The organism is Brevundimonas abyssalis TAR-001 (assembly GCF_000466985.1).
Lineage (GTDB): Bacteria > Pseudomonadota > Alphaproteobacteria > Caulobacterales > Caulobacteraceae > Brevundimonas > Brevundimonas abyssalis.
This window is the reverse complement of the sequence record NZ_BATC01000005.1, coordinates 1-25,060: the sequence shown is the minus strand read 5'-3', so window position 1 is coordinate 25,060 and position 25,060 is coordinate 1. Positions and strand designations below refer to the sequence as shown.

Here is a 25,060-nt window from a genome sequence, read left to right as displayed (position 1 = left end):
CGTAATCCCCAGAAATCCGGCCCGCATGGCTTGGGTCCGGCATCGCTTCACCTACATGAAGCGTTGAGACAGAACGATCGCCGACGAAAAGGAGTCACACCATGGCCTTCACCCTCCCCGACCTGCCCTACGCCTATGACGCGCTGGAGCCGGCGGTCGACAAGGAGACGATGACCTTCCACCACGACAAGCACCACAAGACCTATGTGGACAAGCTGAACGAGGCGGTGGACGCGGACTCCAGCCTGCAGGGCAAGTCGCTCGAAGCGCTGTTCGCCGGCATCTCCAAGGCCCCCAAGGCCGTGCGCAACAATGGCGGCGGCCACTGGAACCACAGCCTGTTCTGGGAGCTGATGGCCCCGCAGGGTGAGACCGGGGAGCCCTCGGCCGAACTGAAGGCCCAGATCGACAAGGACCTGGGCGGCATGGACAAGTTCCAGGAAGCCTTCAACGCCGCCGGCGCCGGCCAGTTCGGTTCGGGCTGGGCCTGGCTGATCTGGCAGGACGGCAAGCTGAAGGTCACCTCCACCCCCAACCAGGACAATCCCCTGATGGACGTGGCCGACGAGCGCGGCGCGGTCGTCCTGGGCGCCGACGTCTGGGAGCACGCCTACTACCTGAAGTACCAGAATCGCCGTCCCGATTACCTCAAGGCTTTCTGGACCGTGGTGAACTGGAACAAGGTCAACGACCTGTTCGCGGCCGCCAAGGGCTGATGACCAAAGCGCCCCGCCGGATCGGCGGGGCGTTTTTCATTTCGGGGACACGATCCATGACACCTTCCATCAAGCTGGCTTCGGCCGCGCTGACCCTCGCCGCCCTTCTGGGCGCCGCCGCCTGCAGCCAGCCGGGCGAAGCGCCCGCAGAGAGCGAGGCCGCCGCCGACGCCATTCCCGCCAGCACGGACGTGCATCCCTTCACTCTCGGAGCGCTGCAACTGGCGGCGCTGAGGGACGGGACCATCAGCCTGCCGGTGGACCAGAGCCCCTGGGGCGATCCCGCTGTTGTGGCCGCCGTTCTCGCCGAAGCCGGTGAAGAGGGCGACGCCGTGCACCTGTCGGTCCAGCCGCTGCTGGTGCGCCAGGGCGACCGGGTGGTGCTGATCGACACCGGCGCCGGCGGCCAGATGGGCACCCAGAACGGCCTGCCCGGCGCGCTCTCCGCCGCGGGCGTCGAGGCGGCCGAAGTGACCGACATCCTGATTTCCCACGCCCACGGCGACCACATCGGCGGCCTGCTGAACGCCGAGGGCGCCCTGGCCTTCCCCAACGCCCTGATCCGCATGAGCGCCCCGGAATGGCGCGCCATGCAGGCCGGCGCCGAAGCGCAGGGCCTCGCCGGGTTCGTGGCCGCCATCACCCCGCAGGTCCAGACGTTCGAACCCGGCGCCGCCATCACGCCGTTCCTCACCGCCGTGCCGCTGGACGGCCATACCCCGGGCCATTCCGGCTTCGCGATCACCTCGGGCGACGAGCGCCTGCTCTACATCGGCGACGCCCTGCACAGCGCGGTGATATCGGTGCGGCGTCCGGAGCTCGTGAACGCCTGGGACAACGACAGCGACACCGCCATCGCCACCCGGCGGAGCCTGCTTGAGCGCGGCGCCGGCGAGGGACAACGTTATTACGGCGTGCACTTCCCCTATCCGGGTCTGGGCCGCATCGAGCAACGGGACGGCGGTTTCGTCTGGACGCCCGAGCCCTGACACGACCGCCATCGCGCTGGTGAAACTGGTTTGCACATCTGGAATGGTAACGCTACCGTCTTCCTGAGAGTCCGAAGGACCGAGGGAGGATGCCGTGAAGTGGTGTGGTGCGCTGGCTATTTTGGCCGTCGCCGGCTTGATGCTGGCGCAGACCCCGTGTGCAGCCGCAGGTCAGGATACGGGCCTCGCAAGCGTCCGCGAAGTCACCGTTGATCTGAACGCCCCTGCCCGCCCCCGCGACCGCATGGCGCTGCACTCCGTCGGGGCGGACTATCCCGGCGTGACGGGACGGGACGACGCCCTGGGCCAGCTTTGGATCGTGCGCGACGAGCTCGGCTTCGACTACATCCGCTTCCACGCCATCTTCCACGACGACATGGGCGTCTATCGCGAGGTGGACGGTCGGCCGGTCTATGACTTCAGCCGCATCGACCGGCTGTACGACCAGTTTCTGGAGATGGGCATCCGGCCCTTCATCGAGCTGGGCTTCACGCCGCACGACATGCGGACCTCGGACCAGACCATCTTCTACTGGCAGGGCAACACCTCCCATCCCGATCCCGGGAAATGGGAAGGGCTCATCGACGCCTTCGTGCGCCACCTGATCGACCGTTACGGCGCCGAGGAGGTCAGGACCTGGTATTTCGAGTTCTGGAACGAGCCCAATCTGGACGGCTTCTGGGAGAATGCCGACCAGGCGGCCTATTTCGACCACTACGCCCGCACGGCCCGCACCATAAAGGCCATTGATCCGGCGCTGCGGGTCGGCGGGCCGTCCACGGCGGGGGCGGCCTGGGTTCCGGAATTCCTCGCCCACGCCGAGGCCAACGAGGTGCCGGTCGATTTCATCACCACCCACACCTACGGGGTGGAGGGCGGCTTCCTCGATGAGTTCGGCCAGGACGACAACATGCTGTCCCGGTCGCCGGACTCCGTCATCGGCGACATCCGCAACGTGAGGGCCCAGATCGAGGCGTCGCACCAGCCCGGCCTGCCGCTGTACTTCACGGAATGGAGCGCCAGCTACAATCCGCGCGACCCGGTCCACGACAGCCACATCAGCGCGTCCTTCATCCTGACCAAGACGCGTCAGGCCGAGGGCCTGGCCCAGAACATGAGCTACTGGGCCTTCTCCGACCTGTTCGAGGAGCCAGGACCGCAGACCCTGCCGTTCCAGGGCGGGTTCGGCCTGATGAACCCCCAGGGCGTGCGCAAGCCCGCCTGGTTCGCCTACAAATACCTCAACGCCCTGGGCGAGCAGGAACTTGAGGGCGGCGATGACCAGACCATCATCACCCGCGGCGCGACGGGCGTTCAGGTGCTGGCCTGGGCCTATGAGCCGCCCCGGGACCAGGACGTCAGCAACCGGCCCTATTTCCGCCAGGTGCGGCCTTCCCCGCCCGCCGCGCCGCTGGTGTTGAGGTTCGAGGGTCTGGCGCCCGGCGACCATGCCGCATCGGTCCGCCGGGTCGGCTTCCGCCACAACGACGCCTACACCGCCTGGCTGGAGATGGGCTCGCCCGAGATCCTGGACGAAAGCCGGCTGTCCGAACTGCACGCCGAAACCCGTGATGAGCCCGAACAGATGACGGTGCGCGCCGACGCGAGCGGCCGCGCCGTCCTGACCCTGCCCATGGCCGTGCATGACGTGATCCTGGTGGAACTGGAGACCGCACGATGACCCGCCGCACCCTGGCCACACTGGCCGTCGCCCTGACCGCGTTCGCCGGAGCGGCGTTCGCGCAGCCCCGAACGGTCTCCGGAACGGTCGATCTGAACAGCCCCGGCGCGGTGATCCAACCGGAGGTGTACGGCCACTTCATGGAGCAACTGGGCAGCGGCATCACCGGCGGGATCTGGGTGGGACCGGACTCCGACATTCCGAACACGCGCGGCTTCCGCAATGATGTGGTCGCGGCCCTGCGGGCGCTGGAGGTTCCGGTCGTGCGCTGGCCGGGCGGCTGCTACGCCGACATCTATGACTGGCGTAGCGGGATCGGACCGCGCGGCGAGCGACCCGTCACCCTGAACCGCTGGTGGGGCGGCACGGAGGAGGACAACGCCTTCGGAACCCACGAATTCTTCGACTTCGCCGAACTGATCGGGGCGAAGACCTATCTCAGCATCAATGTGGGCACGGGCACGCCGCAGCAGGCGGCGGACTGGATCGAATACGTCACCTCGGACAGCCAGTCCTCGCTGGCCCGCGAACGGCGCGCCAACGGACGGGAGCAGCCCTGGCGTCTGGATTACATCGGCGTCGGCAACGAGCCCTGGGGCTGCGGAGGCCGCATGCGCGCCGCCTACTACACGGATCTTCTGAGGCACTATGCGGGCTTCATCGCCCCCTTCGGACAGGAGTCCGTCATCATCGCGGCGGGCCCCAGCGGGGACGACTATGACTGGACCCGCACCCTGATGCGGGACGGCAGGACCAATTTCGACCAGCTGTCGGTGCACAACTACACCCTGCCCACGGGAGACTGGTCGGCCAAGGGCGCCGCGATCGGCTTTCCGGTCGAGGAATGGGTCTCCACCTTCGACAACGCCTACCGCATCGAGACCATCATCGCGGGGCATTCGGCGGTCATGGACGAGTACGATGCGGAAGGCGCGCTCGGCATCGCGGTGGACGAATGGGGCGCCTGGTACGACCCCACCCCCGGCTCGCCCGATGGACACCTGCAGCAGCAGAACAGCGTGCGCGACGCCCTGGTGGCCGCCGCCCATTTCAACATCTTCCATCGTCACGCCGGGCGGGTGCGCATGAGCAATATCGCCCAGATGGTGAATGTGCTGCAGGCGCTGATCCTGACCGACGGTCCGGACATGGTGCTGACGCCCACCTATCACGCCTTCATGCTCTACAAGCCGTTCCAGAACGCCGGCGTGCTGCCGCTGACGCTGGACGACGGCGACGCGGGCGACAGGCCCATGGTGGACGCGACGGCGGCGCGCGGCGCGGACGGACGCGTGCACCTGGCGCTGATCAATCTGGACCCCGCCGCCGGGGCGGCCATAGGGCTGGAGATGGAGGGCGCCGCCCGCATCGTGCAGGCCCTCATCCTGACCGCCGGGACCATGGACGCCCACAACACCGTCGCGGATCCCGACCGGGTCGCGCCTCGCCCGTTCGAGGGCGCGCGCCTTTCGAACGGGCGGCTGGCGCTCGATCTGCCCGCCCATTCGCTGGTGGTGATCACTCTGGAGTCCTCTGCGCCTTGACGTTTGAGCCCGGTGCGGTCATAAGCCCCGCCTTCACGCCCCGCCCGCAAGGCCGGGGTGTGTTCCATGACGGACGATGCGTGGACCGCCGTTGAGATCGCATTCCCATTCGGGGGGATGCCGGGCCGCATCAGCATAGAGAGTGACATATGTCCAAGCGCCACAGCGCCAAGTACAAGATCGACCGCGCCATGGGTGAAAACCTGTGGGGTCGCGCCAAGTCTCCGGTCAACAAGCGCTCCTACGGTCCCGGCCAGCACGGCCAGCGCCGCAAGAACAAGGTTTCTGACTTCGGCATCCAGCTGAAGGCCAAGCAGAAGCTGAAGGGCTACTACGGCAACATCACCGAGAAGCAGTTCGCCAAGACCTATGACGAGGCCGCCCGCCGCAAGGGCAACACCTCGGAAAACCTGATCGGCCTGCTGGAGTCGCGTCTGGACGCCATCGTCTACCGCGCCAAGTTCGTGCCCACCGTCTGGGCCGCCCGTCAGTTCGTCAGCCACGGCCACGTGACCGTCAACGGCAAGAAGGTCGACATCGCCTCCTACCGCGTGAAGGCCGGCGATGTGGTCGAGGTCAAGGAAAAGTCCCGCTCCATGGCGCTGGTGCTGGAAGCCCAGCAGTCGTCCGAGCGCGACGTGCCGGACTATCTGGAGCTGGGCGACCGCGGCTTCTCGGCCCGCTACGTGCGGATCCCCGAGCTGGCCGACGTGCCCTACGCCGTGAAGATGGAGCCGAACCTGGTGGTCGAGTTCTACTCGTCCTAAGGCTTTATCGGCCGCTTTCGAGCGCCCGGTTGTGAACAACAAGGCCCCGGAGCAATCCGGGGCCTTTCGCATTTGGCCCAATCAGGCGATTATGGGCCATGTCTACGGGGGAGAGCGTCTTGCTCCGCACCATCGCAGCCACCCTGACCCTCTGCGTCCTCATGGGCGGTTGCGCGATGCTGGACCGGATCCTGCCCGATCGCGCCGACGCGGCCGCGCACCGTGAGATCGTGGTGAACACCGAAGACATGCCCGGCGTGCTGGAGCCGATCCACGCCGCGGCGATCATCGCGGACCATGCCGTTTTCCGCGTCACTTCGGGCGGCTGCACCGAACGGGACGACATTCAGCCGATCATCACCCTGGTCGACGACGAGGCGGTGGTGACCTTGCGGCGGATGCACAATGACTATTGCCAGGCCTATGCGGAAGACGGCCTCGAGCTGATCTGGACCTTCGAGGAGCTGGGGCTGCAGCCCGGTCAGCGGGTGCGGGTCAACAACCCCTATCTGGACACGCTCTAGGCGGTCAGGGCCCGGGGCAGCTTGAAGGTGACGGTCTCGCGGGCTCCGTCATCCTCGCGAAGGGTCACATCGAAGTTGGCGGAAAGCGCCGAGATCAGGCCCTGGATCAATTCCTCGGGCGCCGAGGCTCCGGCCGTCACGCCCACGGTTTCGACACCCTCGAGCCAGGCCCAGTCGATGCGCGAGGCGTCGTCCACCAGCCTGGCGTCACGGGCGCCGGCGCGCAACGCCACCTCCACCAGCCGCACCGAGTTGGAGGAATTGGCCGACCCCACCACCAGAACCAGATCCGACCCCTCGGCCAGACGCTTGACCGCCTCCTGCCGGTTGGTGGTGGCGTAGCAGATGTCTTCCTTGTGCGGATCCGGCAGGCCGGAAAAGCGCTCCTTCAGGGTGCGCACGATCTCGGCCGTGTCATCCAGCGACAGGGTGGTCTGGGTCACATAGGCGAGGGGCGCGTCACCCGGCGGAGAGAAGACCCGCGCATCCTCGACGGTCTCCACCAGGGTGATGGCGCCCGGGGGCAGCTGTCCCATGGTGCCGACCACCTCGGGGTGGCCCTCATGACCGATCAGGATGATGTGGCGGCCGGCCGCGTAATGCCGCTCGGCTTCCACATGCACCTTGGAGACCAGCGGACAGGTGGCGTCCAGGAAGAACATCTGTCGGGAGCGCGCCGCCTCGGGCACCGCCTTGGGCACGCCGTGGGCTGAAAAGACCACGGGCCGGTCGTCCGGACACTCATCCAGATCCTTGACGAACACGGCGCCCAGGTCGCGCAGGCGCTCAACCACATGGCGGTTGTGAACGATCTCGTGCCGCACATAGACGGGGGCGCCGTATTTCTCGAGGGCCCGCTCCACGATCTGGATGGCGCGGTCAACGCCCGCGCAGAAACCCCGCGGCGTGGCCAGGCGCACGGTCAGGGAGCGGCGATGGGGAAGGGTCACGGCGGCGGCGGTCATGCAGCCTAACTAGGCGCTCACGGCGTCGGACGCCAGCGGGGGGTGCGCGCGTTGCGGCGCCTCGCTTTAGCCGCTATCAGCGATGAGCCTTAGCCTCAGTTCGCGCCACGACCGGCGCGGGGCTTCACCTGCTCGCCGGGATTTCTTCATGCGCCGTATCGCCCTGCCCCTCCTCGCCACGACCGCCCTGGCCGTCACCCCCGTCGTCGGCGAAGCCCAGACCCGTCCGGGACAGACCCGTCCGGGCGAGACCAGCGGTCAGGAAGAAACCCGCCCGCAGAATGACGCCTGGAACATGCCTCGGCTGCGCCTGAACGAGCAGGTCAACGCGGGGCCCTGCCCCTTCGTGAAAATCCTCTATGACGCCGCGCGCTATGTGGAGATGCCGTTCGACCAGCCCAGCACCGCCAATGTGGGCTACACCGGCGAGATCCAGGGCGTGACGGCGAACTGCTCGTATCGCGGCGACGACCCCATCACCGTCAATATGAACATCCTGTTCGAACTGGGACGAGGTCCGCAGGCGACCAACGACAGCCGGACCTATCGGTACTGGATCGCGGTGACGGACCGAAACACCGCAGTGCTGGCCAAGGAATATTTCGACCTGCCGGTGAATTTCCGGGGGCAGTCGGAGACCAGCGTCGAGGAAGAGATTCGCGGCATCGTGATTCCCCGCGCTGAAGAGACCACCAGCGGGTCGAACTTCGAGATCCTCGTCGGTTTTGAAGTGACGCCTGAAATGGCCGAATTCAACCGCACGGGCAGCCGCTTCCGCATCAACGCCGGCACGGCCCAAACGCAACAATGACCGACCTCAAGTCTGTTCTGGGCGAAGCGGTCGGGGCCGCCTTCGCCGCCGAAGGCGTGGACGCGGCGCTGGCGCGCGTGACGGCCTCGGACCGGCCCGACCTGGCCGACTTCCAGTCCAACGGCGCCCTGGCCGCCGCCAAGGCGCTCAAAGCCAACCCGCGTGAGCTGGCGAGCCGCGTGGCCGAACGGCTGGCCGCCGACCCCCGGCTAGAGTCCGTCGAGGTGGCCGGGCCGGGCTTCATCAATCTGAAGGTGGCGGGCGCCACCCTGGCCGAGCGGGCCGAGGCGGTGGCGGGCGACAGCGATCGGGCCGGAGCCAGCGGCGTGGAGGCGGCCCGCAAGGTCATCATCGACTACGCCGGGCCCAACGTGGCCAAGCCCATGCACGTGGGGCACCTGCGCTCGTCCATCATCGGCGAGAGCCTGAAGCGGCTGTTCCGCTTCCGGGGCGACACCGTGTGGGGCGACGCCCATTTCGGCGACTGGGGCTTCCAGATGGGCCTGCTCATCGTGGCCTGCGCCGACGAAGGCCAGAAACTTCCGGGGGCCGACGCCTTCATGGCCGACGGCGACGGCCCCTTCCCCGCCGAAAGCCCGGTGTCGCTGGCGGATTTGGAGCGCCTGTATCCGCTGGCCGCCGCCAAGGCCAAGGAGGACGAGGCGTTCCGCGACCGCGCCCGGAAAGCGACCGCCGAACTGCAGTCCGGCCGTGCCGGATACCGCGCTCTGTGGGCCCACTTTGTCACCGTCAGCCGCTCGGCGCTGGAGCGCGAGTTCTCGGCCCTGGGCGTGGATTTCGACCTGTGGAAGGGCGAGTCCGACGCCGACGCCTTCGTGCCCGGCATGGTGGCGGACCTCGAAAAGCAGGGCCTGCTGATCGCGGATCAGGGCGCGCGCATCGTTCGGGTGGCGAAGGAGGGCGACAAGCGCGACCTGCCGCCGCTGCTGGTCGTGTCGTCCGAAGGCTCGGCCATGTACGGCACCACCGACCTGGCGACCATCGTGGGACGGCGCGAGGACCCCGGCTTCGACCTGATCCTCTATGTGGTGGACCAGCGTCAGGCCGACCATTTCGAGCAGGTGTTCCGGGCGGCCTATCTGGCCGGATACGCCGACGAGGGCGCGCTGGAGCATCTGGGCTTCGGCACCATGAACGGGCCGGACGGCAAGCCGTTCAAGACCCGGGCGGGCGGGGTGCTGAAGCTGCACGACCTGATCACCATGGCCACCGACAAGGCGCGCGAGCGCCTGAAGGAGGCCGAACTGGGCGCTGATCTGCCCGAGGCCGAGTTCGAGGACATCGCCCGCAAGGTGGCCGTCGCGGCGTTGAAATTCGCCGACCTGTCCAACAACCGCACCACCAGCTACGTCTTCGACCTCGACCGCTTCATGAGCTTCGAGGGCAAGACAGGGCCGTACCTGCTGTATCAGGCGGTGCGCATCAAATCCCTGCTGCGCAAGGCCGCCGACCAAGGCGCCAGCGCAGGGGCCATCGCGGTAGCCGAGCCGGCCGAGCGGGATCTGGTCCTGACGCTGGACGCCTTCGACCAGGCCGCCGCCGACGCCTACGACAAGCGCAGCCCGCACCTGATCGCCGAGCACGCCTATCGTCTGGCGCAGTCGTTCTCGAAATTCTACGCCGCCTGCCCCGTGCTGGCCGCGCCGGACGAGACGACCCGCGCCTCGCGCCTGGCCCTGGCGGCGGCCGCCCTGCGACAGCTGGAGATCGCGCTGGACCTGCTGGGCATTGCGACGCCGGAGCGGATGTAGGCACAATCCCCGCGACGTCATCAGAGGATCGATCATGTCGCTGACGCCCTTCATCGCCGGCCTGCCCAAGGCCGAACTGCACCTGCACATCGAGGGAAGTCTGGAGCCGGAGCAGATGTTCGAATTCGCCCGGCGCAACCGGGTGGCGCTGCCGTTCGCCTCGGTGGAGGAGATCAAGGCGGCCTACGATTTCTCGAACCTGCAGGACTTCCTCGACATCTACTACGCCGGGGCCGACGTCCTGCGGACCGAGGATGACTTCCGCGAGATGGCGCTGGCCTATTTCCGGCGCGCGGCGGCCGACAGCGTGCGGCACGCGGAGATCTTCTTCGACCCCCAGACCCACACCGACCGCGGCATCCCCTTCCAGGTCGTCGCCGACGGGCTGCTGGCGGGCATGGATGAGGCGGAGCGGGAGCTGGGCGTCACCTCGAAGCTGATCCTGTGCTTCTTGCGCCATCTGGACGAGAACGCGGCCTTCGCCACCCTGAAAGCGGCCGAGCCCTGGCTGGACCGGATCGAGGGCGTGGGGCTCGATTCGTCCGAGGTGGGCCATCCACCGTCCAAGTTCGAGCGGGTGTTCACCGCCGCCGGGGCGCTGGGCCTCAAGCGCGTCGCCCACGCGGGCGAGGAAGGCCCGCCGGAATACGTCTGGGAAGCGCTGGACCTGCTCAAGATCGATCGCATGGACCACGGCAACCGGTCGCTGGAGGACCCGACCCTGATCCGTCGCTTGGCGGCCGAAGGCATGACCCTGACGGTCTGCCCCCTGTCGAACCACAAGCTGTGCGTCATCGACGACCTGACCAAGCACCCCGTGCCCGAGATGCTGAAACAGGGTCTGCACGTGACCCTGAACTCGGACGATCCGCCTATTTCGGCGGCTATGTGAACAGGAACTATGAGCCATGGCCGAGCATGCGGGCGTCACCCGCGAGCAGTTGGTGCAGATCGCGAAGAACAGCTTCGAGGGCTCGTTCCTGCCCGATGAGGACAAGGCCCGCCACATCGCCGAGGTGGACGCCTACGCGGCGAAGGCGGCCTGATGCTGCTGCCCTTCTTCACCGCCCTGCGCGAGGCGCGGGTGCCCGTGTCCCTGAAGGAATGGCTGCATCTGATGCAGGCCATGGACGCGGGCGTGGCCGACGGGAAGGTGGAGGACTTCTACCACCTGTCGCGGGCGGTGCTGGTGAAGGACGAGAAGCACTACGACCGCTTCGACCAGGTGTTCGGCAAGGTGTTCAAGGGCGTGGAGACCGTCGGCGCGGGCGAAGCGATCACCGCCGATGTCCCGGCGGACTGGCTCAAGCTGCTGAACGAGAAATACCTGACCGACGAGGAGAAGGCGCAGATCGAGGCTCTCGGCGGCTTCGACAAGCTGATGGAGACGCTGAAGCAGCGGCTTGAGGAGCAGACCGAAAGGCATGAGGGCGGCAACCGCTGGATCGGCACGGGCGGGACCAGCCCCTTCGGCCACGGCGGCTACAATCCCGAAGGCGTGCGCATCGGCGGCGAGGGCCGCCAGGGGCGGGCGGTGAAGGTCTGGGAGAAACGCGAGTACAAAAACCTGGACGACACGGTCGAGCTGGGCACCCGCAACATCAAGGTCGCCCTGCGCCGCCTGCGCCGCTTCGCCCGCGAGGGCGCGCCGGACGAGCTGGACATGGACGCCACCATCGATGGCACGGCGCGCCAGGGGTGGCTGGACATCCACATGCGGCCCGAGCGGCGCAACACCATCAAGGTGCTGCTGTTCCTGGACGTGGGCGGCTCGATGGATGCGCACGTGAAGCTGTGCGAGGAGCTGTTCTCGGCCGCGAAGACCGAGTTCCGGAACCTGGAGTTCTTCTACTTCCACAACTGCCTTTACGAAGGTGTCTGGAAGGACAACCGGCGGCGGCAGTCGGAACAGACGGCCACCTGGGACCTGCTGAACAAGTATCCGGGCGACTGGCGCGCGGTGTTCGTGGGCGACGCCACCATGAGCCCCTATGAGGTCACCGTCCCCGGCGGGTCGGTGGAGCACTGGAATGAGGAAGCCGGCGCGGTCTGGCTGAAGCGGGCGCGAGAGCAGTGGGAGAAGTCGGTCTGGCTGAACCCCGTGCCCGAGCGGTTCTGGGGCTATACGCCGTCGGTCGGCCTGATCCGCGAGGTCATGGAGGAGCGCATGTTCCCGCTGACCCTGGATGGGCTGGAGCGGGCCATGCGGACCTTGGCGCGCTGACGTCAGGGGCTGTCAGTCGCCCGACGGCGGATTTCGGGACAGTCTGCCGGAAATCCCGGAGGCGGCCATGTGGATATCGGGGGCTTTGATGATCGCGGCGGCGCTGGCGGGCCAGGAGCCGCCCGGCCGGCCGGAGGTCGGCGCGCGATACGGCCATCTGCGTGCGGCGGTGGAGGCGGAAAGGGAGCGGCGGTCCGCGGCCGCAGACGAGATTGATGACCGGGGTTTTGACCTGGATGCGGAGCGCCCCCGGCTTTCCCTCGCCCAGCGTTTCGAGATCGCCTGCGCCGAAGACGCCCGGGGTCCGGATGAATCCGAGGCCGCATGCCGGGAGCGGGTCACCGAAGCCGTCATTCAGGAATCGCTGGCCCGGGGCGGCGCCATGAACCGCACCACCGACTGGACGGAAGCGGAGGAACGCGAGTGGGTTCAGGCGCCCGCCACGAACCCGGCCGACCGCCTGCGAAACTGCCGGCAGTCCTCCCAGCGCAGCCAGGACGGGGACACCGCCTCCTGGTCCATCCGCTGCGGCGAGCAGGACGGCCCTGCGCCGAGGCTCTGAACCGCCTTCTCAATGGCGACTGAAATTGAAAAGGCCCGCCTTTCGGCGGGCCCATCCACGTTCCTGGAGAACACTCAGTCCTTCAGGCTGTCCTTCATGCCGCCGACGGCGTTCTGAACCTTGCCCTCGGCATGCTTGGCCTTGCCCTCGGCTTCCAGCTTCTGGTCGCCGGTCATTTTGCCGACGCCCTCTTTCATCTTGCCTTCAGCCTGCTTGGCGGAGCCTTCAACACGATCATGATCAGCCATGGTGTATCCCTTCGGTTGACGCCAGCCGTTTGCGGCGGCGCTTCAATAAGGAAACAGGCGGGCCATCCGATTGTTCCGTCACGCTTTTGGGATCAGCGCCGACGCAACCATATGGCGACGGCCCAGGCGTGGGCGTCGTGGCGGAGCTCGGCCAGCGCCCGGTGCGGGTCCAGCCAATGCAATTCGTGATCATCCTCGACCTTCGCGTCGGGATCCTCCCGCTCAACCTCGGCGGTCCAGAAGCCGGCCAGATTGTTCACGGCCCGGCCATCCGATTTCAGGAAATACTGACCCGCCTCGCCCAGACGATCACCCGCCCGCACGGTCAGGCCGGTCTCCTCCACGAACTCGCGGACCAGGGCGTCTTCTTCGGTTTCATCCCCGTCGATGGCGCCGCCGGGCAGGTCGTAATAGCTCCCCTCCCCGCGATCGACGCGCACGCAGGCGATCAAGCCGTCGCGAAGGACGAGGCCGAAGGCCGTCGGACGGTCTTCATAGTTATGGCCGGGTTCCGGCTGGCCGAATTGCAGGTTCATCGCGCGCCTTACAGGTCAAAGACCATACGCGCCCGCACGCCGGTGTGTTCCGGATCGATCTCGAGCTGAGACTTCAGGCCATGGGCCATGGCCGAGATGATCTTGCCGCCGAGGCCCGTGCCTTTGGGCTTGCCGTCGCCCATGCCGGGGCCGTCGTCCTCCACCGTCAGCACGGCGCGCGTCTCATCCTGGCGTTCCAGCAGGACGCGGATGTCGCCGCCATTTCCGGGCAGGTAGGCGTATTTGACCGCGTTGGTGACCAGTTCCGTCACCACCACGCCAAGCGACACGGCCTGGTCCGTGTCCACCCGCAGGGGCTCGGCTTTCAGGGTGATGCATGGCGCGCCCTCTTCCGGGCACAGGGACTGGACCAGTTCGTCCACCAGCCCTTCCAGGTATTCATCCAGCGCCACGCTGGCCATGTCGGCCGAGGTGTAGAGCCGCCGGTGGACCTGGGCCACCGCCTCGATGCGCACCTGGGCGTCCTGCAGGGCCAGACGCCCCGCGTCGTTCTTCATCTGGCGCAGTTGCAGGGAGATGAAGCTGGAGACCAGTTGCAGGCTGTTGCCGACGCGGTGATTGACCTCACGAAGCATGGCCTCGGCCCGGTCGCGGGCCAGACGAACCTCTTCCTGGGCCTCCTCGTTGGCCCGGCTGAGGCGGCGGCGCTCGAGAGCGTCCTCAAGGGCGGCGCGCAGCAGCGCGGTGAAGTCCTCGGACACGTCCTTGATGACGTAATCGGCCGCGCCGGTGCGCAGGGCCGCCACGGCGATGCGTCCGTCCTGGGCCCCGGTCACATAGACAACAGGCGGCGCAGCGGGCACCGCCAGGATGTCCGGGAGAACGTCCAGCCCGTCGCGCGTGGGCATGTAGTGATCCAGGGCGATGACGTCGAAGGCGCCTTCGCGCAGTTGCTCCAGCCCCGCGTCCCCGTCGAGCGCGCAGGTGACGACATAGCCGTGTCGGGTCAATTCCTTCTCGACCAGCCGGGACAGCCCCCGGTCGTCGTCGATATAGAGCAGCCGAACTCCGTTCCCGGCCGCGCTCATCAGATGTCCGGCGCCTGCATCACCGACAGGAACAGGCCCAGTTGGCGGATCGCTCCGGCAAAGGCTTCATAGTCCACCGGCTTGGTGATGTAGACATTGCAGCCCAGGTCGTAGCAACGCTGGATCTCGACCTTGTCGTCGGTGGTGGTCAGAACCACCACAGGCGCGCGCTTCAGGCGTTCGTCCGCCTTGATCTTCGCCAGAATGTCCGTGCCCTGCATATCGGGCAGGTTGAGGTCCAGCAGCACCAGCATGGGGCCATTGGCCTTCACCTCTTCGCTGAACAGATAATCGAGGGCTGAAGACCCGTCGTCGAAATGCTTGATCTCGTTAGAGATGTTGGCGCGGCGGATGTTCTTTTCGATCAACTTGGCGTGGCCATGGTCGTCCTCGACCATGACGATGGTTACGGCTGTACTCATACTGTGTCTCCCGCCCCTGCGATCAGACGTTTCGGAAATTTCAAACGGAATGTCGAGCCTTTTCCAAGCTCTGACTCAATGTCGATGGTTCCGCCCAGGCGCCGCGCGCTGTTGCGCACAAAGGCCAGCCCCAGCCCTTCGCCCGTCCGGTCCTGACGGCCGGATCGACGGAACAGTTCGAAGATGCGTTCGTGGTCCCGGTCAGAGATGCCCCGCCCGTTGTCCACGATCTCGTATTCGACCCATCCGCCCAGCAGGTCCCGCCCGCGGATCTCAATGCGGCCCGGGCGTCCGGTGTCCAGATACTTGACCGCGTTGTCGATCAGGTTGCCGAAGATCTGCTCCATGGACAGGCGGTCGCTCTCCACCACTGGCAGGTCGTGGACGACGATTTCGGCGTCCGCCTCCTCGGTCTGGTGGCGCACGCTGTCGGCGATCTGCCGGGCCATGGCGGTCATGTCCAAGGGCTCGGAGACAAGCCCGCGGCGTCCTTCCCGGGACAGTTTGAGGATGGCGTTGATCAGGCGGTCCATTTTGGCGGTGGAGGCGCGGATGAAGCCGATGGCCTCGGGCACATCCTCGGTCACGGCCTGAACCGCGTCCTGCTCGATGGGATCGGGATCATCCGAGCGTGTGCGCTCCATGTGGGCGGACAGGGCCTTGCCCGCCTGCTCCAGCTCGGAGGTGTAGCCCATGACGTTGACGAGCGGCGCGCGCAGGTCGTGGCTGACGATATAGGCGAAGCGCTGGATCTCCTCGTTGGCGCGGGTCAGATCAGCGGTGCGGTCGGCCACCGTGGCCTCCAGCCCCCTGTTGAGCGCATCCAGGCTGTCGCGGGCGGACTGGACCTCGGCCACATAGCGGCGGATCAACATCAGGCTGATGATGGCCAGGGCGATGATGAGGACGGCCGACACGCCGTTCACGCCGATCGCCGCCCAGGTGGCGTTGCGGGCGGCGCGGACGCGTTGGGCGACACGCGCTTCCTCGATCGCATCAAGAGCGGCCACCTGCTCCCGCATCTCGTCCATGAGGGCCTTGCCCTCGCCGCCACGCAGAATCTGAACCGCCTCGCCGATCCGGCCCTGCCTGGCCAGGACGATGGTCTGCTGCATGACCTCGAGCCTCTGGCGCTTGAGCTCCCGCAGGGTGTCGATGCGAAGGGTCTCGTCGGGCGTCTCGGCCAGCCGGGACAGGCGATCTCCGGCCGCGGGGAGCTGGTGCTGCGCCGCGTCGTGAATGGCCAGATAGTCGGCGCGCCCCGTCAGCAGAAAGCCGCGTTGCCCCGTTTCGGCGTCCACCATCAGCAGCATGAATTCCCGGGCGGCCAGTTGCATCTGCTGGCTGCGCTCCGACGCCTCGGTATGGTCGGAGATGCGCTGCACCATCACGAAGGTGGCGATGTTGATGACCAGCAGCAGCAGGATCGCCAGGCTCAGCAGGCCCACGATGGTCCGGCTGATGGTCGGGGTCCTCAGGAACAGCCGAAGGCCCTGAATTGTCGAACGGAAATCTGGCGCCATGGGACGCATGGTTTAGCGGCCCCGCGCTCCCTGTCCACCCCGCCTCGGAACCAGAGGGTGACGCGCGTCCTTTCCTTGGTTAACGTGGCAAAGCTTTGGGGGAGCGTGTGCAATGGTCTGGTGGTGGTGGATTCTTCCCGGCGCGGCTGCCTTGGCCGGCGCGCTGTTGTTGCTTTCGGGGCTGGGGGCCCTGTTTCGGGGCCGGTTCCTGGGGGCGTTCAGCGGCGTGCTTTTCGGCGGCGGGATCCTCGCCGCCGGGGTCGCCGCCATCCTTCTGGGCCTCAATGTCCAGAGCTACGCACGCCTGACCCACGAACGACCGGTCGCCACCATTACACTCAGCCAGATCGAGACGCAGTTCTTCGAAGCGACCCTGACCCAGCCTGAAACGGATGCGACCCCGGCCTCGACGGCGGTCTATCCGGTTCACGGCGACGAATGGCGCATCGAGGCCCATGTCCTGCGCTGGAAGCCCTGGGCCAACATTCTGGGCCTGGACGCGCAATACCGGCTGGACCGTCTGTCTGGCCGCTATCAGGACACCCAGCAGGAACTGACGGCCGTGCGCAGCGTGCACGACCTGCGCGGCGGCGACGTGGCGTCCGAGCGGCGCTGGACCCTGGATGTCTGGGACGTGTCGCGGCGTTACCGGGACTATGTGGACGCCGTGGACACGCTGTATGGCTCAGCCGCCTACATGCCCATGGCCGACGGGGCCCAGTACGAGGTCTGGATCACCCAGTCGGGCCTGATCGCCCGCCCCGTCAATGAACAGGCGCGCGAGGCATCGGCCGGCGGCTGGGTTCAGACGGACTGACGCTCAAGCCTCCGGCGCGCGCGACGCGCCACGCGTCCCACGATCAGGGCGAGGACGACGAGGAACACCGGGACCAGCACCGGCGCCAGCAGGGCCAGCAGGGCTGTGAAGAAAGCCAGCACGTCCTCGAACAACGACAGCACCGGATTGCCCAGACCGCCCGTGGTGGCGGTCGACGCCAACCTCAGGCCGCCCTGCGCCGCGTTGAAGGCCAGGGCCGTCGGCGCCCCGACGATGATTCCCGCCACCGCCGCCAGCAGCGGATCCACGCCGACGAACAGCGACCCGGCGGCCAGCGCCGCCGCGAGGGGCCGCACAATGAGTCCGACGCCGCTGAGCGCGTTGTCCACGACCGGAACCTTGTCGGCCGTGAACTCCGCCACCGCCGCCACCCCCAGCGCCGCCACGGCGGCGTCGGAATGCAACCACTGCATCTGCTCGTTCAGCTGGATTCCGAACCAACCGAACCGCGCCGCAAGCGCCAGCATCAGCAACGGCAGGAAAGTGCGCAGGCCCGTCGACGCGGCGAGGCCCAGCCCCAGCAAGGCGGGCACGATCCAGACGGCGAAAGGCTCCCCCCATCCCTGGACGGCCGTCGTCATGCCGCCCAGCGCGTCTATCACCTGTTCGATCATGCCCCATCCTCCCTGCGCTCAGCAGAGCGCCGGGAGCGGGTCGGGGTCAAGGCTCAGAGATCGCTGACCACGTCCGCCGCGTCCGGATGGCGGCGGAACCAGGCGACGGCGTAGGCGCAGCGCGGGATCAGCTTGAGGTCATGGGTGCGGGCGTGATCGGCCAGGCGCGTCATGAAGTCTCCCGCCGCCCCGGAGCCGCGCAATTCCGGCTCGGCCTCCACGTGCAAAATGACCCGCCGGTCACCCTGTCTGGCGTAGTCGGCCCAGACGCGGCGCAGTTCGCCCTCGGCGTCCGTGAACCCCTGCTCGAAGCGGTTCTCGGCGGGCACATCTCGAAAATCAGTCATGGGCGGCTCCTCGGTCAGGCTATAGTGGATCAATCGTGGCGGGGCGATGACGTTCCCCACCACATCTGACGATCATGTGTGGAGGGGCCGGTCATGGGCATGAAGGTGAAGCTGGGCGTCGTTGTGGGCGTCGCCGTTCTGGGGCTGTCGGCCTGCGGACGCGAGGATCCTGCCGTATCCGAACCCGCGGGCGGCGAGCCCGCCGATGCGCCCGAAACAGCCGAAGCCGCGCCCCAGGCGCAGCCGGTTCTGCGGGACGGACTCTGGGTTGTGGCCAGCGAGACCGACGGCATGCGGTCGGCCATGCGCATGTGCGTGGACGCCGAGGTGCAGGCGCGCATGGGCGTGCTGGGCAGCCAGATGTCGGGCGGCGCCTGCGAGGAATCCACGGTGACGCCGCGGCCGGCGGGGGCTGGACCGTCCGATCGGTCTGCGACATGGGATCGGGCGGGCGCGTGGTCAGCGAGGGCGTCACCACCGGCGACCTGAACAGCGCCTATCGCACCGAGATGACCTCCACCACCACGGGCGCGGCCGTGCCGCACATGAACCGCACCGTGGCCCAGGTGGTCGAGGGTGAGCACCAGGCGCCTGTCCAGAGGGCATGGCGCCGGGAGACCTTGAGGCCCCCGGCGGCATTCGCTTCAACATGCTGGAGATGGCCGAGATGGCCGGCCGCGCCGGGGCTCCGTAGCCTTAAGGCGTGCGGCCCTGGACCACGCCGATCAGGCCCAGGACGCTCTTCACCGTGAACCAGATGAACAGCACCAGCATCGCGATGCCCGCAGCGATCAGGAACGGTATCCCGATCAGGATCACCGACAGCACCGCCGACACGAACATCACGATGCCCAGCAGGATGAACCAGACGATGACCGACCAGAACAGGCGGATCTGATCGTCAAAATGGGCGCGGACCCAGCCCGTGGCGTTGCCGCGCATGGCGTAGGCCACCACGACCCCGACCACCGCCAGCAGATTGGCGCTGGGAATGGCCAGCAGATACAGCAGCCACACGACGCCTGCGGCGGCGCGGCCTTCCTCGGGATCGGATGAGCCGTAGCGGGGCTCGGGGGCGGCGTCGGCCATCAGATGTCTCCTAGAAAAACCATGTCCGGGGATTGGATATGGGCTGGGCGTTCTTCAGGCGCCAGATGCCCGCCGCGCCGCGCGCGATGGTCCACACCGCCAGCAGGAACAGGACGAAGATGCCCAGGTTCACCACGATCAGGATCAGCCCCACCAGCGCGGCGATGGCGGCGGTCCACAGGGTGCGCTGCTGATAGACATAGTGGCTGAGCAGGAACGGTGAGGCGTTCACCGTGCGCCCCGTCACCGCCAGCAGGCCCAGGACGGCGGAAAAGCCCAGGGTCGGCACCGCGAAAAGGATCAGGGCGTAGATGGTCAGGGCCCAGGTGAGCCGGTCCTTCGGCTCCTCGTCCAGCGCCCGGCGACGCTCGGCGCGCGAGACGAACACCGGCGCGGGCTCAGGTTCAGGCTCGGGTGTCGGCGGTTCGGGTTCGCGCACGGCGTCCTCCATCCGGGGCTCCGGCTCCGGCTCCGGCGCGGGATGGGCGACGGGCTCGGGAGCGGGCTCGGGCTCCACCGGGCGCCCGGCCACGGATTGGGGCGAGCAGAAGCCGACCTGATCGTCGAAATCGTCCTCAGGGGTCCTGGGCTCGCCCGGTTCGGCCATGTCGCTCCTCGATGCGCCTTTGCGCGCTTGTCCAGACAATGGCGGCGTCGGCCGCCCATGACAACCGGCTTGAGCCGGTTCGGCCGGGCCTAACGCCGCCAGACCACTTCGCATCCCGGGGCGATGGTCCCGGCCAGGCGCCGGGCTTTTCAACCCGCACCCGCGCGGCCAGAACCCGGGGATTGTCCAGGCAGGCCAGCGCCAGCCGGTCCGCGAAGGTCTCGACCAGACCCACATGGCCCGACGCGACGATCGCGCGCGCGGCCTCGGCCACGGTTTCGTAGTTCACCGTATCCGACAGACCGTCCACGTCGCCGGCGCCCAGTTCGAGCGACACATCGATCATCAGGGTCTGCAGGCGGCCCTGCTCGTGGTCGTGGACGCCGATGCCGGCCTGAACCTCGAGCCCGCGCACGAACACGGTCAGGGCCTCGCGCCGCGGTTCGGGCGCCTGGAAGGGCAAAGGGCTGGGGGCCAGGGACAAGTCGGCTACTCCACGATGTCGGGGGTCAGCCAGGCCAGGTGCTGGCCGCCGTCCACGGCGATCATCTGGCCCGTGACCAGGGACGCGTCAACGAGATAGAGCACCGCCCGCGCCACCTCGGCCGGGTCGCCGGCGCGCTGAAGCAAGGTGTTCTCCGCCTCCGCCGCGAATTCCCCGGGCGTCTGGTGGATGGACGGCAGGGTCGGGCCGGGACCGACGCCGTTGACGCGAATGCGCGGGGCCAGGGCCTGGGCCAGGGTGCGGGTCGCCCACCACAGGCCGGCGCGCGACAGGCTGTAGGAGAAGAAGCGCGGGTCCGGCTTTCGCACCCGCTGGTCCAGCAGGTTGACGATGCACGCCCCGTCCGGCGCCTGGGCGGCGAATTCCTCCGCCAGCACGATGGGCGCGCGCAGATTGGTCTCGATGTGCCGGTCCCAGCTGTCGCGGCTCAGCCCGCCCACCCGGTCGTCCTCGAACACCGAGGCGTTGTTGACCAGCACGGTCAGGGGCCCGAGCGCGGCGGCGGCGTCGGGGATCAGGCGGCGCGCGGCGGCCTCGTCGGTCAGATCGGCCTGAAGCGCGACCGCGCGACGGCCCAGCGATTCGATCTCGCGCACCGTGTCGGCGGCGTCCGCCTCGGAGTTGTTGTGGTGGACCGCGACGTCGAACCCGGCCCGCGCCAGCTCAAGCGCGATGGCCCGGCCGATGCGGCGTGCAGCGCCGGTGACCAGCGCCGCGCCGCGTGGGGCGCCCGTGTCAGTCAATCCGGCCGAACTCGAACCAGTTGAAGGCGGCGAGGACGATGGCGAGACCCAGAATGGCGGCGACGACGACCATGGAAAAGCTCCTGAAAACTTGCGCACCGCATATAGGGCGGCGGGCGATGGTTCAAGCGCCGCCGATGGCCTGTGAGGCGACCATGACCACCTGGCGCCGTCACATCAAGCCTTCACCCGGCCGCCCAGCGCCTCACATTCAGACTGATGTCGAAGGTCGTTCCAGCGCCGCCAGCCGGCGCCGACGGTTTTCATGGACGGATATCGCGTGGGCGATGAAGGTGGAGATCCTACTCGCCGGCGGCGGGCGGAATTCCCAGACGCCGGGCGGCGACCAGGCCGATCAGCGCCGCCGCCGAAGCGATCAGGGCGGCGGTCGCCCAAGGATGCTCCTGAACTTCCTCCCTGGTGCGTTGCGCCAAGCCGGCGCCGGTCTCACGAGCCTGCTCGGCCAGATGGTGCGCCGCCCGGCTGAGGGCGGCCGAGGCGTTTTGCAGGGCTTCCTGCGCTTCTTCACCGGTCTTGTCGGTCGCGTCTCTGAGATTGTCGGCAACCTCAGCGACCAGGTCCTGGATGGTCTTGTTCAGCTTCTGGATAGAGGTCTTCGGCATGTCAGCCTCCTGTTCGGGGCCGCATCCATGCTCCTGCGGCCCCCGCCCCGCCGTGATCTGGATCAATGTCCGCGCCACGCCGACATGGCATCCTTTGCCCGGTCCCGCCATCGGACCGCATCGCGGTCGCCTGAACGGACGCGGGGCGAGCCGGCCTTGAGGATCAGCCCATGAGCTACAAGCACATTGTCGCCCTGGCCGTAGGGGAGCCCTTCGACCGCCAAACGCTGGCGTTCTCCGCCTGGCTGGCGCTGGAGCATGGAGCCAGGGTCACGGTGGTTCCCGCCTATCCGGATGCCGCCGCGAGTGTGGCGGCCTTCGGGATCTCCGCCGGGGGCGCCTATCCGCAAGAAGTCTTTGAAGCGCTGTCAGAAGCCATGAAAACGACCCAGGCCGAGATCGAACAGGTCTGCCGGGACGTGTGCGAGGAGACCGGTCTCACCTTCGGGCCCGGCGGCGGGGAGCCACGTCTGGTCCTGGCCGACTATGACCGGCCGCCCACCTTCGCTGTGGCCCGCCATCTGGCCCTGGCTGATCTGGTGGTGGTGGCGCAAGGGCTGCTGACAGGGTCGGACCGCCATCTCATCGGGCAGATCCTGTTCGCCGAGCGCGCTCCGCTGCTGATCGCGCGCGGCGATCCCGAGAGCCTGTCCGGCGTCGCGGCCATCGCCTGGGATGGGAGTGCTCACGCAGGACGGGCCGTGCGTCAGGCCCTGCCCCTGATCGGCGCGTCGAAGGCGCTGCTTATTCTTCAGGCGCCGGAGGGCCGGCGGCTGGACACAGATGCAAACCCGGAAACGCTGAACGCCTATCTGCGCGCCCATGATCTAGGCGAGGGCCGATGCGTCTCTGCCGAAGGATCGCCAGAAGGCGAAGCGCTGATCAGGACGGCCAGGGCCAATGACGTGGACCTGCTGATCGCCGGCGCCTTCGGGCGGCCGCAGCTGGCCGAGTATCTGTTCGGCGGGGCGACCCGCAGCTTCATGAAGGCGAAGGACGGCCCGTCGCTGCTGTTGATGCATTGACCGCGCCCGCCCCTTCCCCGTCGAAGGGATCGAGCGGCCCCGCTCTCCAGTTCTTCGGCGCGGCCGAGTGTGTCACCGGTTCCTGTACGCGAGTCACCTGCGGACCGACCCAGGTGCTGGTGGACTGCGGCATGTTCCAGGGTCCCAAGACGCTCAAGGCCCTCAACTACGAACCGTTTCCCTTCGATCCGGCGAAGATTGACGCCGTCGTTCTGACCCACGCCCACATCGACCATTCCGGACTGCTGCCCAAACTGGTCCGCGGAGGCTTCCGCGGACCGATTTTCGCCACGGCCGCGACGCGGGACCTTTGCGCCGTGATGCTCGCCGACGCGGCGGAGCTGCAGGCCATGGACGTGGACAATCTCAACCGGCGCAACGAGCGCCGCGGCCTGCCCCTGGTCACGCCGATCTATGGCCCCGCCGATGTGGCTCCGACCATGCGGCTGTTCCAGACGGTGAAGATGCGCCAGACCGTGGTCGCAGCGCCGGGTGTCGAGGCCGGCTTCTGGCCGGCGGGCCACCTGCTCGGCGCGGCTTCCGTGGAGCTCAGTCTCAAATCCGGAGGCTCGCCGGTCAGGGTCCTGTTCTCAGGAGACGTGGGCGCACTGGGCCAGTACCTGCTGCCGACGCCAGACGGTCCATCCGGCGCGCAGCATGTGGTGCTGGAGTCCACCTATGGGGATCGAGAACGACCTGTGCTGGAGCCAGGACGGCGGCGCGATATCCTCACCGAGGAGCTGCGGCGGGCCCGCGCGGCGGGCGGTCCGCTCCTGCTGCCCGTCTTCGCCATCGGCAGATCGCAGGAACTGCTCCTGGATCTCCTCACGATCATGGACGCTCATCCCGATCTGGCGGGTGAGATATTCCTCGACTCCCCGTTGGCCATCGAGGCCACCGATGTTTTCCTGAAGCGCGGGTGGAACTCCGACAGCCAGTCCAACCCTTATCTGCCGCTACAGCACGCCGAACGGATCCATGAGCTTCTGCGTCCCAATGAGAGCGACACCCTGGACCGGCTGCGTGGATGGCATGTCATCCTCGCCGGCAGCGGGATGTGCGACGGCGGCCGGGTCCGGCGTCACCTGAAACGCCTTCTCTGGCGCAAGGAGACCACGGTCCTGATGACCGGATATCAGGCTGTCGGCACCCTGGGCCGAGTGCTTGTAGAGGGTCAGAACCTGGTTCGAATTCAGGGGCAGGATGTTCGGGTGCGGGCGAATATTCGCTCCATCGACACCTACTCGGGTCACGCGGACGCGACCGGTCTGGTCCAGTGGCTTCTGGACAGGACGCCCACGGGCGCGATTTTCCTCAACCATGGCGAGCCCGATGGTCTTGCAGGTCTGGCGCGTCGGCTCGAGGCGGCGTCCATACCGCCGGACCGCATCATCACGCCCATCCTTGACCAGACCTATGATCTCGGCGCCCGCGAGATTCAGGCCGAGGCTGCGTCCCGACCCCGTTTGCCGCCGGGGGCCGCCGGTCGTCAGGACTGGCACAACAGGCGTGCAGGCTTCCTGGGTCTTCTCAACGAGGTGCTGCAGGAGATCAGCGACGACGAGGTGCGCGCGCGGCTGCTGTCCGAGTTGACCCGTCAGGTCAAGGCGGCGCGTCGCCAGGGCGCCGTCGAGGGAGCCGAAGCGACGACCGACACCTCGGTCTGACGGGGAATCCTGGCCTCTGACCAGAGGTGAACTGGAACAGCAGCGAGAGAATATCGCACTATCCCGCCCCATGCCGTGAACGGCGCCCGAACAGCCACGTTGAGCCCTGACCCGCCATCAAAACCGTCCGCTCTTGCGCGAGGGGCTGCCGAGGCGGCATTCCTCACGCCACGAAGCTGAGCAATCGGTTCAGCAGCGCGTTTGAAGGCAGACACGGATCCATGAACTGGCGAGTTCACATCGAGCCCTTCACCCGGCCGCTGTTCTTCGCCGTCTCGCGGCTGACGCGCGGGATGACGCTGGGCGTGCGGGTGGTGGCGCGGGATCAGGCGGGGCGGATCATGCTGGTGCGGCACACCTATCTGGAGGGCTGGTGGCTGCCGGGCGGCGGGGTGGACCGGGGCGAGACGGTGCAGGACGCGGCGGTGCGCGAACTGCGCGAGGAGACCGGGCTGATCGCGTCAGGACCGCCGCGCCTGCTGTCGGTGCATTCCAACCACCGGTTCTTTCCCAATGACCATGTGCTGGTGTTCGCGGTGGACGCCTTCGCGGTCGGCGCGCGGACCTCCCATGGGGAGATCTCGAACGCCGAGTGGTTCGCGCCCGACGCCCTGCCCGAGGCGTGACGGCGGCGACGCAGCGGCGGCTGGATGAAATCTTCACGGCGCC

General features: G+C 67.7%; 29 protein-coding genes and 1 pseudogene. 17 read left to right on the top strand and 13 right to left on the bottom strand.

Annotated features, from left to right (window positions below):
* Positions 1-101 precede the first annotated feature (101 nt).
* The 6 genes from MBEBAB_RS02365 to MBEBAB_RS02340 all read left to right on the top strand — a co-directional run bounded on the left by MBEBAB_RS02365 (position 102) and on the right by MBEBAB_RS02340 (position 6,221).
* On the top strand, positions 102-716 hold the full coding sequence (locus tag MBEBAB_RS02365) for a superoxide dismutase (RefSeq protein ID WP_021696322.1): 615 nt from the start codon (positions 102-104) through the stop codon (positions 714-716).
* A 56-nt stretch (positions 717-772) separates the two neighbouring features.
* Positions 773-1,705, top strand: a complete 933-nt coding sequence (locus MBEBAB_RS02360) for an MBL fold metallo-hydrolase (RefSeq protein WP_021696321.1) — start codon at positions 773-775, stop codon at positions 1,703-1,705.
* Positions 1,706-1,844: 139 nt separating this feature from the next.
* A complete protein-coding gene (locus tag MBEBAB_RS02355; protein WP_045318699.1) occupies positions 1,845-3,386 on the top strand; it encodes a GH39 family glycosyl hydrolase in 1,542 nt (513 codons plus the stop codon).
* A complete protein-coding gene (locus MBEBAB_RS02350) occupies positions 3,383-4,930 on the top strand; it encodes an alpha-N-arabinofuranosidase (protein ID WP_021696319.1) in 1,548 nt (515 codons plus the stop codon). Before MBEBAB_RS02355 ends, MBEBAB_RS02350 begins: the two co-directional genes overlap by 4 nt.
* Positions 4,931-5,079: 149 nt before the next feature.
* Positions 5,080-5,697, top strand: coding sequence for a 30S ribosomal protein S4 (rpsD, locus tag MBEBAB_RS02345; RefSeq protein ID WP_021696318.1), 618 nt, complete (start codon positions 5,080-5,082; stop codon positions 5,695-5,697).
* Between the two features lie 119 nt (positions 5,698-5,816).
* Positions 5,817-6,221, top strand: a complete 405-nt coding sequence (locus MBEBAB_RS02340; RefSeq protein WP_052516708.1) for a hypothetical protein — start codon at positions 5,817-5,819, stop codon at positions 6,219-6,221.
* Here the strand turns inward: MBEBAB_RS02340 and ispH are convergent.
* Positions 6,218-7,186, bottom strand: a complete 969-nt coding sequence (ispH, locus tag MBEBAB_RS02335) for a 4-hydroxy-3-methylbut-2-enyl diphosphate reductase (RefSeq protein WP_021696316.1) — start codon at positions 7,184-7,186, stop codon at positions 6,218-6,220. The genes MBEBAB_RS02340 and ispH overlap by 4 nt on opposite strands.
* 148 nt (positions 7,187-7,334) lie before the next feature.
* Between ispH and MBEBAB_RS02330 the strand changes: the two genes are divergently transcribed.
* The 5 genes and pseudogenes from MBEBAB_RS02330 to MBEBAB_RS02310 all read left to right on the top strand — a co-directional run bounded on the left by MBEBAB_RS02330 (position 7,335) and on the right by MBEBAB_RS02310 (position 12,555).
* Complete coding sequence (locus tag MBEBAB_RS02330; protein ID WP_021696315.1) at positions 7,335-7,997, top strand: hypothetical protein; 663 nt, start codon at positions 7,335-7,337, stop codon at positions 7,995-7,997.
* Positions 7,994-9,769 (top strand): arginine--tRNA ligase, encoded by a 1,776-nt coding sequence (gene argS, locus MBEBAB_RS02325; RefSeq protein ID WP_021696314.1) that lies wholly within the window; start codon positions 7,994-7,996, stop codon positions 9,767-9,769. The genes MBEBAB_RS02330 and argS overlap by 4 nt, the downstream gene beginning before the upstream one ends.
* A 34-nt stretch (positions 9,770-9,803) precedes the next feature.
* Positions 9,804-10,815: pseudogene (locus tag MBEBAB_RS02320) on the top strand (adenosine deaminase).
* Complete coding sequence (locus tag MBEBAB_RS02315) at positions 10,815-11,993, top strand: vWA domain-containing protein (RefSeq protein WP_021696312.1); 1,179 nt, start codon at positions 10,815-10,817, stop codon at positions 11,991-11,993. The pseudogene MBEBAB_RS02320 and the gene MBEBAB_RS02315 overlap by 1 nt, the downstream one beginning before the upstream one ends.
* A gap of 67 nt (positions 11,994-12,060) precedes the next feature.
* Positions 12,061-12,555 carry a hypothetical protein gene (locus tag MBEBAB_RS02310; protein WP_148291409.1) on the top strand — a complete coding sequence of 165 codons (495 nt, stop codon included), beginning with the start codon at positions 12,061-12,063 and terminating at the stop codon, positions 12,553-12,555.
* Between the two features lie 74 nt (positions 12,556-12,629).
* Here the strand turns inward: MBEBAB_RS02310 and MBEBAB_RS02305 are convergent, their stop codons facing one another.
* The 5 genes from MBEBAB_RS02305 to MBEBAB_RS02285 form a co-directional block, all read right to left on the bottom strand.
* Complete coding sequence (locus MBEBAB_RS02305; RefSeq protein ID WP_021696310.1) at positions 12,630-12,803, bottom strand: CsbD family protein; 174 nt, start codon at positions 12,801-12,803, stop codon at positions 12,630-12,632.
* A 92-nt stretch (positions 12,804-12,895) separates the two neighbouring features.
* Entirely contained in the window at positions 12,896-13,339 is a 444-nt protein-coding gene (locus MBEBAB_RS02300; protein WP_021696309.1) for an NUDIX domain-containing protein, read from the bottom strand.
* An 8-nt stretch (positions 13,340-13,347) separates the two neighbouring features.
* Positions 13,348-14,388 carry a sensor histidine kinase gene (locus MBEBAB_RS02295; protein WP_021696308.1) on the bottom strand — a complete coding sequence of 347 codons (1,041 nt, stop codon included), beginning with the start codon at positions 14,386-14,388 and terminating at the stop codon, positions 13,348-13,350.
* Entirely contained in the window at positions 14,388-14,810 is a 423-nt protein-coding gene (locus tag MBEBAB_RS02290) for a response regulator (RefSeq protein ID WP_021696307.1), read from the bottom strand. The genes MBEBAB_RS02295 and MBEBAB_RS02290 overlap by 1 nt, the downstream gene beginning before the upstream one ends.
* A complete protein-coding gene (locus MBEBAB_RS02285; protein WP_148291408.1) occupies positions 14,807-16,333 on the bottom strand; it encodes a sensor histidine kinase in 1,527 nt (508 codons plus the stop codon). Before MBEBAB_RS02285 ends, MBEBAB_RS02290 begins: the two co-directional genes overlap by 4 nt.
* Positions 16,334-16,484: 151 nt before the next feature.
* Between MBEBAB_RS02285 and MBEBAB_RS02280 the strand changes: the two genes are divergently transcribed.
* Positions 16,485-17,150, top strand: a complete 666-nt coding sequence (locus MBEBAB_RS02280; protein WP_231378958.1) for a hypothetical protein — start codon at positions 16,485-16,487, stop codon at positions 17,148-17,150.
* On the opposite strand, the gene MBEBAB_RS02275 is transcribed toward MBEBAB_RS02280, so the two are convergent.
* Positions 17,138-17,785 (bottom strand): DUF4126 domain-containing protein, encoded by a 648-nt coding sequence (locus MBEBAB_RS02275; RefSeq protein WP_021696304.1) that lies wholly within the window; start codon positions 17,783-17,785, stop codon positions 17,138-17,140. The two genes, MBEBAB_RS02280 and MBEBAB_RS02275, sit on opposite strands and share 13 nt — an antisense overlap.
* A gap of 53 nt (positions 17,786-17,838) precedes the next feature.
* Positions 17,839-18,132, bottom strand: coding sequence for a GNAT family N-acetyltransferase (locus MBEBAB_RS02270; RefSeq protein WP_021696303.1), 294 nt, complete (start codon positions 18,130-18,132; stop codon positions 17,839-17,841).
* Positions 18,133-18,225: 93 nt separating this feature from the next.
* Between MBEBAB_RS02270 and MBEBAB_RS02265 the strand changes: the two genes are divergently transcribed.
* Complete coding sequence (locus MBEBAB_RS02265; RefSeq protein WP_045318698.1) at positions 18,226-18,621, top strand: hypothetical protein; 396 nt, start codon at positions 18,226-18,228, stop codon at positions 18,619-18,621.
* A gap of 207 nt (positions 18,622-18,828) precedes the next feature.
* Here MBEBAB_RS02265 and MBEBAB_RS02260 read toward each other — a convergent pair whose 3' ends face one another.
* Genes MBEBAB_RS02260 through MBEBAB_RS02245 form a run of 4 tightly spaced genes read right to left on the bottom strand, consistent with a single transcriptional unit; the run spans position 18,829 to position 21,076 of the window.
* Positions 18,829-19,221, bottom strand: coding sequence for a hypothetical protein (locus MBEBAB_RS02260; protein ID WP_021696301.1), 393 nt, complete (start codon positions 19,219-19,221; stop codon positions 18,829-18,831).
* Positions 19,222-19,231: 10 nt separating this feature from the next.
* Positions 19,232-19,828 (bottom strand): DUF4870 family protein, encoded by a 597-nt coding sequence (locus tag MBEBAB_RS02255; protein WP_021696300.1) that lies wholly within the window; start codon positions 19,826-19,828, stop codon positions 19,232-19,234.
* Positions 19,797-20,312: a dihydroneopterin aldolase gene (gene folB, locus MBEBAB_RS02250; RefSeq protein WP_021696299.1), complete on the bottom strand. Its 516-nt coding sequence runs from the start codon at positions 20,310-20,312 to the stop codon at positions 19,797-19,799. The genes MBEBAB_RS02255 and folB overlap by 32 nt, the downstream gene beginning before the upstream one ends.
* Positions 20,313-20,317: 5 nt before the next feature.
* Positions 20,318-21,076 (bottom strand): SDR family oxidoreductase, encoded by a 759-nt coding sequence (locus MBEBAB_RS02245; RefSeq protein WP_021696298.1) that lies wholly within the window; start codon positions 21,074-21,076, stop codon positions 20,318-20,320.
* On the opposite strand from MBEBAB_RS02245, the gene MBEBAB_RS16405 reads away from it, so the two are divergent.
* Complete coding sequence (locus MBEBAB_RS16405) at positions 21,066-21,224, top strand: hypothetical protein (RefSeq protein ID WP_021696297.1); 159 nt, start codon at positions 21,066-21,068, stop codon at positions 21,222-21,224. The two genes, MBEBAB_RS02245 and MBEBAB_RS16405, sit on opposite strands and share 11 nt — an antisense overlap.
* 154 nt (positions 21,225-21,378) lie before the next feature.
* Here MBEBAB_RS16405 and MBEBAB_RS02240 read toward each other — a convergent pair whose 3' ends face one another.
* Positions 21,379-21,777: an ElaB/YgaM/YqjD family protein gene (locus MBEBAB_RS02240; protein ID WP_158332107.1), complete on the bottom strand. Its 399-nt coding sequence runs from the start codon at positions 21,775-21,777 to the stop codon at positions 21,379-21,381.
* A 92-nt stretch (positions 21,778-21,869) separates the two neighbouring features.
* Here MBEBAB_RS02240 and MBEBAB_RS14910 point away from each other — a divergent pair, with 92 nt between their 5' ends.
* The 3 genes from MBEBAB_RS14910 (at position 21,870) to MBEBAB_RS02225 (ending at position 25,017) form a co-directional block, all read left to right on the top strand.
* Positions 21,870-22,724: a universal stress protein gene (locus MBEBAB_RS14910; protein ID WP_052516707.1), complete on the top strand. Its 855-nt coding sequence runs from the start codon at positions 21,870-21,872 to the stop codon at positions 22,722-22,724.
* A gap of 113 nt (positions 22,725-22,837) precedes the next feature.
* Entirely contained in the window at positions 22,838-24,391 is a 1,554-nt protein-coding gene (locus MBEBAB_RS02230; RefSeq protein ID WP_021696294.1) for an MBL fold/beta-CASP domain-containing RNA metallo-hydrolase, read from the top strand.
* Between the two features lie 221 nt (positions 24,392-24,612).
* Positions 24,613-25,017 (top strand): NUDIX domain-containing protein, encoded by a 405-nt coding sequence (locus MBEBAB_RS02225; RefSeq protein WP_021696293.1) that lies wholly within the window; start codon positions 24,613-24,615, stop codon positions 25,015-25,017.
* The last annotated feature ends 43 nt before the right edge of the window (positions 25,018-25,060 follow it).

Excerpts from the sequence above, each read along its gene's own strand:
- MBEBAB_RS02365 (WP_021696322.1), top strand. The coding sequence starts at position 102 with ATGGCCTTCACCCTCCCCGACCTGCCCTACGCCTATGACGCGCTGGAG.
- MBEBAB_RS02360 (WP_021696321.1), top strand. The coding sequence starts at position 773 with ATGACACCTTCCATCAAGCTGGCTTCGGCCGCGCTGACCCTCGCCGCC.
- MBEBAB_RS02355 (WP_045318699.1), top strand. The coding sequence starts at position 1,845 with ATGCTGGCGCAGACCCCGTGTGCAGCCGCAGGTCAGGATACGGGCCTC.
- MBEBAB_RS02350 (WP_021696319.1), top strand. The coding sequence starts at position 3,383 with ATGACCCGCCGCACCCTGGCCACACTGGCCGTCGCCCTGACCGCGTTC.
- rpsD (WP_021696318.1), top strand. The coding sequence starts at position 5,080 with ATGTCCAAGCGCCACAGCGCCAAGTACAAGATCGACCGCGCCATGGGT.
- ispH (WP_021696316.1), bottom strand. The coding sequence starts at position 7,186 with ATGACCGCCGCCGCCGTGACCCTTCCCCATCGCCGCTCCCTGACCGTG.
- MBEBAB_RS02330 (WP_021696315.1), top strand. The coding sequence starts at position 7,335 with ATGCGCCGTATCGCCCTGCCCCTCCTCGCCACGACCGCCCTGGCCGTC.
- argS (WP_021696314.1), top strand. The coding sequence starts at position 7,994 with ATGACCGACCTCAAGTCTGTTCTGGGCGAAGCGGTCGGGGCCGCCTTC.
- MBEBAB_RS02315 (WP_021696312.1), top strand. The coding sequence starts at position 10,815 with ATGCTGCTGCCCTTCTTCACCGCCCTGCGCGAGGCGCGGGTGCCCGTG.
- MBEBAB_RS02310 (WP_148291409.1), top strand. The coding sequence starts at position 12,061 with ATGTGGATATCGGGGGCTTTGATGATCGCGGCGGCGCTGGCGGGCCAG.
- MBEBAB_RS02305 (WP_021696310.1), bottom strand. The coding sequence starts at position 12,803 with ATGGCTGATCATGATCGTGTTGAAGGCTCCGCCAAGCAGGCTGAAGGC.
- MBEBAB_RS02300 (WP_021696309.1), bottom strand. The coding sequence starts at position 13,339 with ATGAACCTGCAATTCGGCCAGCCGGAACCCGGCCATAACTATGAAGAC.
- MBEBAB_RS02295 (WP_021696308.1), bottom strand. The coding sequence starts at position 14,388 with ATGAGCGCGGCCGGGAACGGAGTTCGGCTGCTCTATATCGACGACGAC.
- MBEBAB_RS02290 (WP_021696307.1), bottom strand. The coding sequence starts at position 14,810 with ATGAGTACAGCCGTAACCATCGTCATGGTCGAGGACGACCATGGCCAC.
- MBEBAB_RS02285 (WP_148291408.1), bottom strand. The coding sequence starts at position 16,333 with ATGGCGCCAGATTTCCGTTCGACAATTCAGGGCCTTCGGCTGTTCCTG.
- MBEBAB_RS02275 (WP_021696304.1), bottom strand. The coding sequence starts at position 17,785 with ATGATCGAACAGGTGATAGACGCGCTGGGCGGCATGACGACGGCCGTC.
- MBEBAB_RS02270 (WP_021696303.1), bottom strand. The coding sequence starts at position 18,132 with ATGACTGATTTTCGAGATGTGCCCGCCGAGAACCGCTTCGAGCAGGGG.
- MBEBAB_RS02265 (WP_045318698.1), top strand. The coding sequence starts at position 18,226 with ATGGGCATGAAGGTGAAGCTGGGCGTCGTTGTGGGCGTCGCCGTTCTG.
- MBEBAB_RS02260 (WP_021696301.1), bottom strand. The coding sequence starts at position 19,221 with ATGGCCGACGCCGCCCCCGAGCCCCGCTACGGCTCATCCGATCCCGAG.
- MBEBAB_RS02255 (WP_021696300.1), bottom strand. The coding sequence starts at position 19,828 with ATGGCCGAACCGGGCGAGCCCAGGACCCCTGAGGACGATTTCGACGAT.
- MBEBAB_RS14910 (WP_052516707.1), top strand. The coding sequence starts at position 21,870 with ATGAGCTACAAGCACATTGTCGCCCTGGCCGTAGGGGAGCCCTTCGAC.
- MBEBAB_RS02225 (WP_021696293.1), top strand. The coding sequence starts at position 24,613 with ATGAACTGGCGAGTTCACATCGAGCCCTTCACCCGGCCGCTGTTCTTC.